The 13,370-nt window shown below is 72.8% G+C and carries 12 protein-coding genes; 8 read left to right on the forward strand and 4 right to left on the reverse strand.

Features of this window, described 5'->3' with window-relative positions:
* Positions 1-19: 19 nt before the first annotated feature.
* A complete protein-coding gene (locus tag ACFV2X_RS30110) occupies positions 20-535 on the reverse strand; it encodes a hypothetical protein (protein WP_385622335.1) in 516 nt (171 codons plus the stop codon).
* 422 nt (positions 536-957) lie between these two features.
* Here ACFV2X_RS30110 and fmt point away from each other — a divergent pair, with 422 nt between their 5' ends.
* The 3 genes from fmt (at position 958) to ACFV2X_RS30125 (ending at position 5,543) form a co-directional block, all read left to right on the forward strand.
* On the forward strand, positions 958-1,890 hold the full coding sequence (gene fmt / locus ACFV2X_RS30115; protein WP_385622338.1) for a methionyl-tRNA formyltransferase: 933 nt from the start codon (positions 958-960) through the stop codon (positions 1,888-1,890).
* Between the two features lie 152 nt (positions 1,891-2,042).
* Positions 2,043-3,983: an ABC transporter ATP-binding protein gene (locus tag ACFV2X_RS30120; RefSeq protein WP_385622340.1), complete on the forward strand. Its 1,941-nt coding sequence runs from the start codon at positions 2,043-2,045 to the stop codon at positions 3,981-3,983.
* 102 nt (positions 3,984-4,085) lie between these two features.
* Positions 4,086-5,543 carry an RsmB/NOP family class I SAM-dependent RNA methyltransferase gene (locus tag ACFV2X_RS30125; protein ID WP_385622342.1) on the forward strand — a complete coding sequence of 486 codons (1,458 nt, stop codon included), beginning with the start codon at positions 4,086-4,088 and terminating at the stop codon, positions 5,541-5,543.
* A 22-nt stretch (positions 5,544-5,565) separates the two neighbouring features.
* Here the strand turns inward: ACFV2X_RS30125 and ACFV2X_RS30130 are convergent, their stop codons facing one another.
* Positions 5,566-6,441, reverse strand: a complete 876-nt coding sequence (locus ACFV2X_RS30130; RefSeq protein WP_385622344.1) for a serine hydrolase — start codon at positions 6,439-6,441, stop codon at positions 5,566-5,568.
* Positions 6,442-6,496: 55 nt separating this feature from the next.
* Here ACFV2X_RS30130 and rpe point away from each other — a divergent pair, with 55 nt between their 5' ends.
* The 3 genes from rpe (at position 6,497) to ACFV2X_RS30145 (ending at position 9,913) form a co-directional block, all read left to right on the forward strand.
* Positions 6,497-7,198 carry a ribulose-phosphate 3-epimerase gene (rpe, locus tag ACFV2X_RS30135; protein ID WP_385622346.1) on the forward strand — a complete coding sequence of 234 codons (702 nt, stop codon included), beginning with the start codon at positions 6,497-6,499 and terminating at the stop codon, positions 7,196-7,198.
* 114 nt (positions 7,199-7,312) lie between these two features.
* Positions 7,313-8,302 (forward strand): sugar-binding transcriptional regulator, encoded by a 990-nt coding sequence (locus tag ACFV2X_RS30140; RefSeq protein ID WP_385622438.1) that lies wholly within the window; start codon positions 7,313-7,315, stop codon positions 8,300-8,302.
* Between the two features lie 171 nt (positions 8,303-8,473).
* Positions 8,474-9,913, forward strand: a complete 1,440-nt coding sequence (locus ACFV2X_RS30145) for a GuaB1 family IMP dehydrogenase-related protein (RefSeq protein ID WP_385622348.1) — start codon at positions 8,474-8,476, stop codon at positions 9,911-9,913.
* Positions 9,914-9,964: 51 nt separating this feature from the next.
* On the opposite strand, the gene ACFV2X_RS30150 is transcribed toward ACFV2X_RS30145, so the two are convergent.
* The gene (locus tag ACFV2X_RS30150; RefSeq protein ID WP_385622350.1) at positions 9,965-10,840 is read right to left on the reverse strand and encodes a DUF2637 domain-containing protein; all 876 of its coding nucleotides are present in this window, start codon (positions 10,838-10,840) and stop codon (positions 9,965-9,967) included.
* Positions 10,837-11,043: a hypothetical protein gene (locus ACFV2X_RS30155; RefSeq protein WP_385622353.1), complete on the reverse strand. Its 207-nt coding sequence runs from the start codon at positions 11,041-11,043 to the stop codon at positions 10,837-10,839. The genes ACFV2X_RS30150 and ACFV2X_RS30155 overlap by 4 nt, the downstream gene beginning before the upstream one ends.
* 210 nt (positions 11,044-11,253) lie before the next feature.
* On the opposite strand from ACFV2X_RS30155, the gene ACFV2X_RS30160 reads away from it, so the two are divergent.
* Entirely contained in the window at positions 11,254-12,702 is a 1,449-nt protein-coding gene (locus ACFV2X_RS30160; RefSeq protein ID WP_385622355.1) for an amino acid permease, read from the forward strand.
* A gap of 10 nt (positions 12,703-12,712) precedes the next feature.
* A complete protein-coding gene (locus ACFV2X_RS30165; protein ID WP_089510329.1) occupies positions 12,713-13,168 on the forward strand; it encodes an Lrp/AsnC family transcriptional regulator in 456 nt (151 codons plus the stop codon).
* Positions 13,169-13,370 lie beyond the last annotated feature (202 nt).

The raw sequence follows: 13,370 nt of genomic DNA on the forward strand, positions 1-13,370 counted from the left end.
CTCAGCCAGTTGCGCCCGTTCAGCCGTTGCGCGGGTTGGGCAGCGCACCCGGGCGGGGCTCCTCGCGCAGCGCCGGGGCGGGCTGCGGCGGCATTGAGCGCGCCGCGGGCACCGACGGCACGGCTCCCGGCTCCGCCGTGCGCACCGGCGGCGCCTCGGTGCCCTCGGCGGCGGCGCTCTGCGCGGCGGCCCGGCGCGCCCCGTAACGGCGGTGCACCGCCTGCTTGGTGACGCCGAGTGCCGAGCCCACCGCGTCCCAGGAGAAGCCGAGCGAGCGGTCGAAGTCCACGGCGGCCGTGACCAGTGTCTCGACGCTGTCCCGCAGCTCCTGGGCGAGGCGCACGGTGGGGGCCGGGGCGCGCCCGTAGACGACGAAGCCCGCGGACGGGCCCGTGCGCCGTGGGCGGTAGACATTGCCGAGCTGGGCGGTGAGCGTGCGCAGCGCGTCCACCTGTCGGCGGACCCGCTCGATGTCCCGGACCAGGAGGTGCAGGCTGGCCCGTGCCTGGGCGTCGTGGGTTGCGTGGTCGGCCATGAACAAGCCTCTCGAATCCGGCGTTGGTACTCGAAGACAGTTGGTACTCGAAGACAGCGGACGGGAAGTCGGAAACGCGTCGGGCCGCCGCAGCGGCCCGACGCGGTCAATCTGCCTTGACTGCCTTGACCAACGCGACACCTGCCCGTCGGGTCACGGTCCGGGGGCGTGCGCCACCGCTTTCGTACGCCCCCCCGGAGCGCGGCGCCTAGGGCCTGTCGTCAAAGGGGGCGTCCGGCCGCGAGCGGCGTCTGGTGCGGTGCCTCGCAAGGCGGAGCGTCGCCCTCGTACTGGGCGTACTCGGGCGATGCGACAACGCAGCGAGGTGGCGTGCCAGGCGTCGGGAGCAGGGCGCCCCCTTTGACGACAGGTCCTAGACTGGTGCGCTGTTCCCGCTGCGCGTGAGAGGTAGTTCGCCACCCATGAGGCTCGTCTTCGCCGGTACTCCCGAGGTCGCCCTGCCCGCCCTGGACGCGCTGATCGCGTCCGACCGGCATGAGGTGGTGGCCGTCGTCACCCGGCCGGACGCACCGGCCGGGCGCGGTCGGCGGCTGGTGGCAAGCCCGGTCGCCGAGCGGGCGGCGGAGGCGGGGATCGAGGTGCTGAAGCCGGCCAAGCCGCGCGATCCGGAGTTCCTGGACCGGCTCCGCGAGATCGCGCCGGACTGCTGCCCGGTGGTCGCGTACGGCGCGCTGCTGCCCAAGGCGGCGCTGGAGATTCCCGCGCACGGATGGGTCAATCTGCACTTCTCGCTGCTGCCCGCCTGGCGCGGCGCGGCGCCCGTGCAGCACGCGGTGCTGGCGGGCGACGAGGTGACCGGCGCGTCGACCTTCCTGATCGAGGAGGGCCTGGATTCCGGCCCGGTGTACGGGGTGGTGACGGAGGACGTACGGCCCACGGACACCAGCGGCGATCTGCTGACGCGGCTGTCCCTGGCCGGGGCCGGGCTGCTGGCCGCCACCATGGACGGCATCGAGGACGGCACCCTGCGCGCCGAGCCGCAGCCCGCCGAGGGCGTTTCGCTCGCCCCGAAGATCAACGTCGAGGACGCCGAGATCGACTGGGCCGCGCCCGCGCTGCGCGTCGACCGGCTGGTGCGGGGCTGTGCCCCCGCGCCGGGGGCGTGGACCGCCTTCCGCGGTGAGCGGCTGAAGGTGAACGCGGCGGCGCTGGTGACGGACCGTACGGACCTGGCGCCCGGCGAGCTCGCCGTCACCAAGAAGGCCGTATACGTGGGCACGGGCAGCCACGCGGTGGAGCTGACGTGGGTGCGGCCGCAGGGCAAGCGGCCGATGCCCGGGGCCGACTGGGCGCGCGGGGTGCGGATCGCTCAGGGTGAGCGGCTGGGCGGGTAGCGACCCCTCTCCTGTCCGTCCCGCGCCTCCGGGCGCGGGACCGGGCGAATTTGACCTCAACAATGGTTTAAGTCTTACGGTCCTGAGGTGTGCCGCCGGTCCGGAAGAGCCGCGATCCAGGGACGGCACCCCGAGACCGACGGAGGTGCGCGATGGACATGGAAGCCACCGCCATGCATTCGCTCTACCGGACCGCGATGGCCAACGACGACAAACGTCCCTTCTCCCGCGAAACCCTGCGGCGTATCGGCGGCTTCGCCCGCCCCCACCGCCGCCGCCTCGCCTTCTTCCTGGTCAGCAGCGTCGTCACGGCGGTGCTCGCGGTCGCCACCCCGCTGCTCGCCGGCCGGGTCGTCGACGCGATCGTGCACCGCTCGGGCCAGGGCACCGTCCTCGGTCTCGCGGCGCTCATCGCCGTCATCGCGGTCGCCGAGGCCGCGCTGGGGCTGCTCACCCGCTGGCTGTCGGCGAACATCGGCGAAGGGCTCATCCTCGACCTGCGCACCACCGTGTACGACCACGTGCAGCGCCTGCCCGTCGCGTTCTTCACCCGCACCCGCACCGGCGCCCTGGTCAGCCGGCTCAACAACGATGTCATCGGCGCACAGCGGGCGTTCAGCGACACCCTCTCCGGGGTGGTCGGCAACCTGGTGACGCTGCTGCTCACGCTCGCGGTGATGTTCGGCATCTCCTGGCAGATCACCCTGCTCGCGCTGGTGCTCCTGCCGATGTTCCTGCTGCCCGCCCGGCGCGTCGGCGGCAAGTTGGCGCGGCTGCGGCGCGAGGCGGCCGACCACAACGCCACCATGGGCACCCAGATGACCGAGCGCTTCTCCGCGCCCGGCGCCACCCTCGTCAAGCTCTTCGGCCGGCCGGACGAGGAGTCCGCCGAGTTCGCGGCGCGGGCCCGGCGGGTGCGCGACATCGGGGTGCGCACCGCGATGGTGCAGACCTCCTTCGTCACCGCCCTGACCCTCGTCTCCGCCCTGGCCCTCGCCCTCGTCTACGGCCTCGGCGGCTACTACGCGCTGCGCGACCAGCTGGACCCCGGCGCGGTCGTCGCCCTCGCGCTGCTGCTCACCCGCCTGTACGCGCCGCTGACCGCCCTGGCCGGCGCCCGGGTGGAGGTGATGAGCGCCCTGGTCAGCTTTGAGCGGGTCTTCGAGGTGCTGGACCTCGAGCCGCTGATCGCCGAGAAGCCGGACGCCCGGCCGGTGCCCGAGGGGCCGGTGGCGGTGGAGTTCGACCGTGTGGACTTCGGCTACCCCTCGGCGGACAAGGTCTCCCTCGCCTCCCTGGAAGAGGTCGCGACCCTGGACACCCGCGGCGGGGAGCAGGTGCTGCACTCGGTGTCCTTCCGCGCCGAACCGGGCCAGATGGTCGCGCTGGTGGGCTCCTCGGGCGCCGGGAAGTCGACCATCGCGCAGCTGCTGCCCCGGCTCTACGACGCCGACGGCGGCGCCGTACGGCTGTCGGACGTGGACGTCCGCGATCTGACGGCCGAGTCGATCCGCCGGACGCTCGGCATGGTCACCCAGGACGGCCACCTCTTCCACGACTCGATCCGCGCCAACCTGCTGCTGGCCCGGCCCGAGGCGGCGGAGGACGAGCTGTGGGAGGTGCTGCGCCGGGCCCGCCTCGACGGGCTGATCGCGGCCCTGCCCGACGGCCTGGACACCGTGGTCGGCGAGCGCGGCTACCGGCTCTCCGGCGGCGAGCGCCAGCGGCTGACCATCGCCCGGCTGCTGCTGGCCCGCCCCCGCGTGGTGATCCTCGACGAGGCCACCGCCCATCTGGACTCCACCTCCGAGGCGGCCGTCCAGGAGGCGCTCGCCGAGGCGCTGGACGGGCGCACCGCCGTGGTCATCGCCCACCGGCTGTCCACCGTACGGGCCGCGGACCTCATCCTGGTCGTCGAGGACGGGCGGATCGTGGAGCGCGGCACGCACACCGCGCTGCTCGCGGCCGGCGGGCGCTACGAGGAGCTGTACCGCACCCAGTTCGAGCAGCCGTCGGCGCTGAGCGAGGCGGCCCTGAGCGAGTCGGCCCTCGTCGAGGGCCCGGCCCAGGCTGCCAAGGGCGCCCTGAACTAGGGGGCACCTCCCAGCGGTAGCCGGGGGACAACCGAGCCACTGACAGGGCAGGCCGTAGGCTGGGACTCTCAGAGCCCCATTTCTCCCCGGAGCACATTTCCCGTGAGTCCCCAGCCCGGCCGTCCCCGCCGCAGCGCCCCCGGTAAGCCCTACCGGCGCCCGAAGAAGGACCCCGTACGGATCCTCGCCTTCGAGGCGCTGCGGGCCGTCGACGAACGCGAGGCGTACGCGAACCTCGTCCTGCCGCCGCTGCTGCGCAAGGCCCGCCAGGACAGCACCGAGGCCAAGCCCTTCGACGCGCGGGACGCCGCGCTGGCCACCGAGTTGGTCTACGGCACGCTGCGCCGCCAGGGCACCTACGACGCGATCATCGCCGAATGCGTGGACCGGCCGCTGCGCGAGGTGGACCCGCCCGTGCTGGACGTGCTCAGCCTCGGCGCGCATCAGCTGCTCGGCACCCGTATCCCCACCCACGCCGCCGTCTCGGCGAGCGTCGAGCTGGCGCGGGTGGTGCTCGGCGACGGGCGGGCGAAGTTCGTCAACGCCGTGCTGCGCAAGGTCGCGGCCAATGACCTCGACGGATGGCTGGAGAAGGTCGCCCCGCCGTACGACGAGGACCCCGAGGAGCACCTGGCCGTCGTCCACTCCCATCCGCGGTGGATCGTCTCCGCCCTGTGGGACGCGCTGGGCGGCGGCAGCGCCGGGGTCGAGGACCTGCTGGAGGCCGACAACGAACGGCCCGAGGTCACCCTCGTCGCCCGGCCGGGCCGGAGCACGACCGAGGAGCTGATGGCGGCGGTCGGCGAGGGCTCCGCGCTGCCGGGCCGCTGGTCCCCGTACGCCGTGCGGCTCGTCGAGGGCGGCGAGCCGGGGGCGCTGGACGCGGTCCGCGAGGCGCGCGCGGGGGTGCAGGACGAGGGCAGCCAGCTGGTCGCCCTCGCGCTGGCGAACGCGCCGCTCACCGGGGCGGACGAGCGCTGGCTGGACGGCTGCGCGGGCCCCGGCGGCAAGGCCGCGCTGCTCGGCGCGCTGGCCGCGGAGCGGGGCGCGGCGCTGCTCGCCTCGGAGAAGCAGCCGCACCGGGCGGGCCTGGTCGAGCGGGCGCTGGCGGGCAACCCCGGCCCGTACCAGGTGATCGCCGCGGACGGCACCCGGCCGCCGTGGCGCCCCGGCACCTTCGACCGGGTCCTGGTGGACGTGCCCTGCACCGGGCTCGGCGCCCTGCGCCGCCGCCCCGAGGCGCGCTGGCGGCGCAGCCCCGAGGATCTGGCCGGTTTCGCGCCGCTGCAGCGGGAGCTGCTGCGGCAGGCGCTGAGCGCGGTGCGCGTGGGCGGCGTGGTCGGCTACGCGACCTGCTCGCCGCACCTCGCCGAGACGCGGGCCGTGGTCGACGACGTCCTCAAGGGCCGCGGCGGCACCGCGCCCGCCGCCGAGTGGATCGACGCCCGGCCGCTGATGCCCGGGGTGCCCGCGCTCGGGGACGGCCCGGATGTGCAGCTGTGGCCGCATCTGCACGGCACGGACGCGATGTATCTGGCGCTGCTGCGGCGCACGGACTGACGGGAGACCGGGACCTTACCGGCTAGCCGCGGAGGTCCCGGTGCACCGCGCGGGCGACGGCCTCGACGGTGGCGACTCCGGCGGCCATGGTGCGGTTGTCCTGGGTCAGCACGGTGATGGTGTAGCTGGGGCCGCTGCCCGTGAAGACACCGATGCTGTGCACCCGCCAGCCGTGCGTGGCGCGGGACAGCCAGCCGTTCTTCACATGGCTCTGCACGGTGTGCGGGGCGCCTGCCGGGGTGCCCCAGCGCTGGGAGGGCACCACCTTGCCCATCAGATCGAGGACGTACGCGCGGGCGCCGCCGCTCAGCACCGGGTTCGGGCTGGTCACCAGGTCCAGGAGCCTCATCTCGTCGCGCGCGGTGATCTGGGTCAGGCCCCAGTGGTTGTCGGCGCCGGGCACGGTCCGGGACATCCCGGCGGCCCGGAGGAACGCCGCCACCTCGTCGGCACCCAGTTGCCGCCACAGCGTGCTGGTGGCGGCGTTGTCCGACTTGGTGATCATGGCGGTGGCCAGCTCGGCCTCCCGCTCGGTGAGCCGCCGGTGCCGCTTGTCCGCGTCCCACAGCAGGGTGGCCAGGACGGTCACCTTGACCACGCTCGCGGAGTCGAAGGCCCGGTTCCCGCGCAGGGTGCAGACCGTGTGGGTGGCGGGGTCGCGCAGGGCGATCGCGACCGCCTCGGGCCGGCCGCGCAGCGCCGTCGCGATGTCCGTGGAGAGCCTGGTGGCCAGCCCCGGCCGGGCGGAGGTGCACCCCGGCCGCCAGGCACCGGCCGCCGTGGCGGTCCCGCCCCCGGCGGTTGGTGCCACCAGCAGTCCCGCCGCCAGGGCCACGGACAGGACGCCCTGGACCAGCCGGGAGCGGTCCGGTGTCGTGGAGATTCGGTGTCGCGTCATGTGTGCGTGATCACCCGGGTCCATGGACCGGCGGCGGCCGTGGCAGGCTGGTGCCATGGCCGTGCAGATCAACCCCAGCATCCTGTCCGCCGACTTCTCCCGCCTCGCGGAGGAAGCCAAGGCCGTCGAGGGCGCCGACTGGCTCCATGTCGATGTGATGGACAACCACTTCGTTCCCAACCTGACTCTCGGCGTGCCGGTGGTCGAAGCGCTGGGTAAGGCGACGGACACGCCGCTGGACTGCCATCTGATGATCGAGGACCCGGATCGCTGGGCCCCACAGTACGTCGAGGCGGGCGCCGGCTCGGTGACCTTCCACGCCGAGGCCGCCGCCGCCCCCGTACGGCTGGCCCGTGAGATCCGGGCCAAGGGCGCCCGGGCGTCGATGGCGCTCAAGCCCGCCACCCCCATCGACCAGTACGAGGACCTGCTGCCCGAGCTGGACATGGTGCTGGTGATGACGGTTGAGCCCGGCTTCGGCGGGCAGGCGTTCCTCGACATCATGCTGCCGAAGATCCGGCGCACCCGCGAGCTGATCTCCAAGCACGGCCTGGAGATGTGGCTTCAGGTGGACGGCGGGGTTTCCGCCTCGACGATCGAGCGGTGCGCCGAGGCGGGCGCCGATGTGTTCGTCGCCGGGTCCGCGGTGTACGGGGCGCAGGACCCGGCCAAGGCGGTGGAGGAACTGCGTGGTCTGGCCCGGCAGGCCACCCCCATTGCGCGGCGTGCGGAAGACGGGCCCGCGACCGCCCGATGAACTCATCGGTAAAGGGCAGATCAAGTCCGCCGTTTCTGACAGGATGAACGGTGAGTCCAGAACATAGGAAGCAGTGAGGAGACCGCGGTGTCGACGGGCCGTTCAGGCACGCGGATGGGACCCGCCGAACTGGTGCAGGCGGCCGCCATGGCGCGCCGCTTCTACCTCGAAGGCAAGTCCAAGATCCAGATTGCCGAGGAGTTCGGCGTCAGCCGCTTCAAGGTGGCGCGGGTGCTGGAGACCGCGCTGGAGCGCGATCTGGTGCGCATCGAGATCCGAGTGCCCGCCGAGCTCGACGCGGAGCGCTCCGACGCGCTGCGCGCCCGGTACGGGCTGCGCCACGCAGTCGTGGTCGAGTCCCCGGCCGAGGCCGAGGCCGACACCCCGGACCCGGAGAACCTCGGCGAGGTCGCCGCGGATCTGCTGGGCGAGCTGGTGACCGAGGGCGATGTGCTGGGCCTGGCCTGGGGGCGGTCCACGATCCACATGGCCGCGGCGCTGCACCAGCTGCCCCCGTGCACCGTCGTCCAGCTCACCGGCGTGTACGACGCGGGCACCGCCGAGCGCGGCTCGGTCGAGGCGGTCCGGCGCGCCGCCGCCGTCTCCGGCGGCGAGGCGCACCCCATCTACGCGCCGATGCTGCTGCCCGATACGGCCACCGCCGATGTGCTGCGCGGCCAGACCGGTATCGCCCGCGCCTTCGAGTACTTCGACAAGGTCACCGTCGCCGCCGTCTCCATCGGCTCGTGGGAGGCCGGTATCTCGACGGTGTACGACATGCTGACCGAGCAGGAGCGGGCCCATTACGCGAGCCTCGGCGCCGCCGCCGAGATGTCGGCCCACCTCTTCGACGCCGAGGGCCGGCGCATCGGCCGGGACCTGGGCGAGCGCTGCATCACGGTCGAGGCCGACAGGCTGCGGCGGATCCCGGAGGTCGTCGCCATCGCGGGCGGGCGCCGCAAGGCCCCCGCGATCGGCGCGGTGCTCCGCTCCGGCCTGGTCACCAGCCTGGTCACGGACACCGCCGCCGCCGATCACCTGCTGCTGGAGACGGGCCCCGGCCCGCGCCCCGCGCTGGACCGGGCAGACCCCGACGGGGTGTGACAGGGTTGGAGTACGCGGGCGGCGTTGGACGATCCGACCAGGCGGTTCCCGGCCGTTCTGGATGATCGTCCCGGCCCGGGTACCGGGGCCGACGTGGGAGAATGAAGTACGTGCGTTTTCCTCGGCTTCCTTCGTCGAGGGCCAATTCCGAACGACTGGGAAGTTCCGAGCGTGCGTTTCCTCAATGATCAGCAGCCGCCCTACGACCTGACGTACGACGACGTCTTCATGGTGCCCAGCCGCTCCGCGGTCGGCTCACGCCAGGATGTGGACCTGTCCTCGCCCGACGGCAGCGGCACCAGCATCCCGATCGTGGTGGCCAATATGACCGCGATCGCCGGGCGCCGGATGGCCGAGACCGTCGCCCGCCGTGGCGGGATGGTCGTCATACCGCAGGACATTCCGCTGGACGTGGTCGCCGATGTGGTCGGCTGGGTCAAGCAGCGACACCTCGTGCTGGACACGCCGATCGTGCTCGGCCCGACCGGGACCGTCGCCGACGCGCTGGCGCTGCTGCCCAAGCGGGCGCATGGCGCGGGTGTGGTCGTGGAGAACGGCCGCCCGGTGGGCGTGGTCGTGGAGTCGGATCTGACCGGCGTGGACCGTTTCACCCAGCTGAGCGAGGTGATGTCGCGGGAGCTGCTGCTGCTCGACGCGGACATCGACCCGCGCGAGGCCTTCAACCGGCTCGACTCCGCACACCGCAAGCTCGCCCCCGCCGTGGACGCGGACGGGCGGCTGGCGGGCATTCTGACCCGTAAGGGCGCACTGCGCGCCGCGCTCTACCGGCCCGCGGTGGACGCGGACGGCCGGCTGCGGATCGCCGCGGCCGTCGGGGTCAACGGCGATGTGGCGGGGCGCGCCAAGGGGCTGCTCGCGGCGGGGGTGGACACGCTGGTGGTGGACACCGCGCATGGCCACCAGGAGTCGATGATCAGCGCGTTGAAGGCGGTCCGGGCGCTCGACCCGGGCGTGCCGGTGGCCGCGGGCAATGTCGTCTCCGCCGTGGGTGTGCGCGATCTGATCGAGGCGGGCGCCGACATCGTGAAGGTGGGGGTCGGCCCCGGCGCGATGTGCACCACCCGCATGATGACGGGTGTGGGGCGGCCGCAGTTCTCCGCGGTGCTCGAATGCGCCGCCGAGGCGCGGAAGTCCGGCAAGCACGTATGGGCGGACGGCGGCGTCCGGCATCCGCGGGATGTCGCGATGGCGCTGGCTGCGGGCGCGTCCAATGTGATGATCGGCTCGTGGTTCGCCGGGACGTACGAGTCGCCGGGCGACCTTCAGCACACCGCCGACGGGCGGCCGTACAAGGAGAGCTTCGGGATGGCCTCCGCCCGCGCCGTGCGCAACCGCACCAGCGAGGAGTCGGCGTACGACCGGGCCCGTAAGGGGCTGTTCGAGGAGGGCATCTCCACCTCCCGCATGTTCCTGGACCCGGCCCGGCCGGGCGTCGAGGACCTGATCGACTCGATCGTCGCGGGCGTGCGCAGCTCCTGCACCTACGCGGGCGCGGACTCGCTGGAGGAGTTCCACGAGCGGGCCGTGGTCGGGGTGCAGAGCGCCGCCGGTTACGCGGAGGGCAAGCCGCTCCACGCAAGCTGGGACTGACGACCGGGCGGATGACATGGTGTGGCCCCCGCTCGGCCGAGCGGGGGCCTGTTACGCACGCGGCTTGTCGCGCGGCTCGGCCCCCCGGGTGCGGGGCAGGGCGTGGCGCGGTGGGCTGGTCAGGGTGATCTGGCGCACCAGCTGGTGGAACGAGACCAGCGCGGCGACCGGCGGCAGCCCGGCGACGGCCATGCTGGGCGGGTCCTTGGGCGCGTGTGCGACACAGAGGAAGACCGCGATGGTGGAGAAGAGCACCACCACCGCCCAGGAGTGCGCCGCGCCCCGGCGGTGCAGGGCGGCGCGCAGCACCGACAGCGAGGCGACCAGCCACGGCCCGTAGACCAGCAGTGGCCACCACGCGGCCATGGACTCCGAGGTGCTGGGGGAGGCCAGATAGCGCAGCGGTCCGTAGGAGACCATCCCGCCGAGCACGCTCAGCATGGCCACGATCACCGTGGTCAGCGCCGCGAAGATCAGGCTGATCAGCTGGAGCCACGGCATGGTCGGCAGCCGGAAGCGGACCCGGCGGCGCCGTCCGCGCCCGCGGACGTGCGCGGGGGAGCGGGCGGCGGGGAAGCTCCCGGTGGTCCGTTCGGGCGGCTCGTCGAGGGGTGAGCCGACGGGCGAGTCGAAAGAGGACGAGTCGAAGGAGTGCGAGTCGAAAGAGGGGGAAGCGGGGGAGGGGGCCGGGGCGGACGCGGGGGCGGAGGTCTGGAGCAGCCGGGCCAGGTCCCCCTCCAGGTCCCACCGGCTCTCGATCGTCTCGGGGTCCGGCAGCGGGAAGCCCAGCGGGTCGTCGGGGGCCATCTGGAACCGCTCGCCGGGAGCGAACCGCTCGCCAGGAGCGAACCGCTCGCCGGGAGCGCTCCGGTGGCCGCTGGGGGGCGGGGCGCCGTAGCCGCCCGGCCTCGGCTCGGTGTACGTCATGCCTGTACGCCCGGTTCCGTGGTGCCGCGGTGGTGGACGAAGTCGGTCTCGATGCGGTTCAGGGTGCGCAGGAAGTCCTCCCACACCCGGGCGCAGTACTCGAGCGGAAGCCGCTCGTCGGCGCCTCCGTGGCCTCCTGGACGGCACCCGCCGTCCGGGCCGTGGGGGTCATGATCGGTGCTCTGCAGGCTGTCTGGGGTCACGTTCCCACCAACGAGGGCCAAATTGGTGCCGTATCGTGGCATTCGGGTGAAACGCGCTTCAGCGCGGCCCGGCCTCCCGCAACGATTCACCGTACAGCCGCCCCATGCGCAACGTTCGTACGCATATGCGCAATAATTGGGCCGCTGTGTGTACGCCGCCGGTCACTGTCATTCGAACCACCCGGCCGGCAGCGATAAGGAGCCACTGAATTGTTGGACCAGGGCGCAGCCATGCCCACCGCCGAACCCCGGCTCTCCTCCCGGCTGACGCGGCGCAAGCCTGTTGAGCTGCTGGTCGCCGAGGGCGGTCGGGGCGAGGGCGGCAATCTGCGCCGCTCGCTCGGCATGTGGCAGCTGACCATGATCAGCATCGGTGCGACGCTGGGCACCGGCATCTTCGTGGTGCTCGGCGAGGCCGTGCCGGACGCCGGGCCCGCGGTGATCGTCTCCTTTGTGATCGCGGGGCTGACCGCGCTGTTCTCCGCCCTGTCGTACGCCGAGCTGGCGGGCACCATCCCGGTCTCCGGGTCCTCGTACTCGTACGCCTACGCCACCCTCGGTGAGCTGGTCGCCTGGGTCTGCGGCTGGTGTCTGATCCTGGAGTACGGGGTGTCGGTGGCCGCCGTCGCGGTCGGCTGGGGCCAGTACCTGAACGAACTCCTCGACGGCACCCTCGGCGTCACCATCCCCGACGCGCTGGCCGCCCCGCCCGGCGACGGCGGTCTGTTCAACCTGCCCGCGCTGCTGGTCGTCCTGCTGGCCATGGCGTTTCTGCTGGGCGGCGCCAAGGAGAGCGCCCGGGCCAACACGATCATGGTCGGGGTGAAGATCGCCGCCCTGGTGCTGTTCTGCGCCGTCGCCTTCACCGGTATCCGCGCCGGGAACTACACGCCGTTCATGCCGCTGGGCATGGCGGGCGTGAGCGCCGCCGGGGCCACCCTCTTCTTCTCGTACATCGGCTTCGACGCCGCCTCCACGGCCGGTGAGGAGGCCAAGAACCCGCAGCGCGACCTGCCGCGCGCGATCATGCTCTCGCTGGTGATCGTCACCGCCCTGTACTGCCTGGTCGCGGCCGTGGCGGTGGGCGCGCTGCCCTGGAAGCGGTTCGCGGGCTCCGAGGCCGCGCTCGCCGGGATCATGAAGGACGTGACCGGGCAGAGCTTCTGGGCCGTGCTGCTGGCGGCCGGCGCGGTGGTGGCCATCGCCTCCGTGGTGCTGACCGTGCTGTACGGGCAGACCCGCATCCTCTTCGCGATGTCCCGGGACGGGCTGGTGCCCAAGGTCTTCTCCCGGGTCCACCCGGGCAGCGGGGGGCCGCGCGCCAACACCGTGATCGTCTCCCTCTTCTGCGGTGTGCTGGCCGCCGCGATCCCGCTCGGCCAGCTCGCCGACGCCACCAGCATCGGCACCCTCTTCGCCTTCGCGCTGGTCAACATCGCCGTGATCGTGCTGCGCCGGACCCGGCCCACGATGGAGCGCACCTTCCGGGTGCCGCTTGCGCCGCTGTTCCCGCTCGTCGGCCTCGGGCTGTGCCTGTGGATGATGGGCAGCCTGGACCGGGTGACCTGGATGGTCTTCGGCGTCTGGATGGCCGTCGGCCTTGTGCTGTACTTCGCATACGGCATGCGCCGCTCCCGACTGGCCACGGCAGAAAAGTGACATCCCCGCAGTGCGACTGAACGATCTGGACGAACGAATCGTCCACGCCCTCGCCGAGGACGCCCGCCGCAGCTACGCCGACATCGGGGAGGAGGTCGGCCTGTCCGCCCCCGCCGTCAAGCGGCGGGTGGACCGGCTGCGGGCCGAGGGGGCCATCACCGGCTTCACCGTACGGGTCGACCCGGCCGCCCTCGGCTGGGAGACCGAGGGCTTCATCGAGCTCTACTGCCGCCGCAACACCTCGCCCGAGGACATCCACCGGGGCCTGAACCGCTACCCCGAGGTGGTCTCCGCATCGACCGTCACCGGCGACGCGGACGCCATCGTCCAGGTCTTCGCCTCCGATATGCGGCACTTCGAACGCGTACTGGAGCGGATCGCGGGCGAGCCCTTCGTGGAGCGCACCAAGTCCGTCCTGGTCCTCTCGCCGCTGCTGCGCCGCTACGGCTCGGGGGCCCCTGCGTAGGCCCCGGGGCGAGCGGCGCAACGAATCGCCGTCGCGGGCCCGGAAGACGTAATGAATCGACGCCGGATGCGCAACGGACGTGCCTTGTCCGCCGATCTCGGGCCGACGTACCGTCTTTGTGCCATTACGTCTCCCCCCTTCTCTCTTTCGGCTGCGTCTCTCCCTCCCGCCCAGCTGTGCCTCTCCCTCCCGCCCACCCGAG

This window comes from Streptomyces sp. NPDC059679, from assembly GCF_042734105.1.
Taxonomy (GTDB): domain Bacteria; phylum Actinomycetota; class Actinomycetes; order Streptomycetales; family Streptomycetaceae; genus Streptomyces.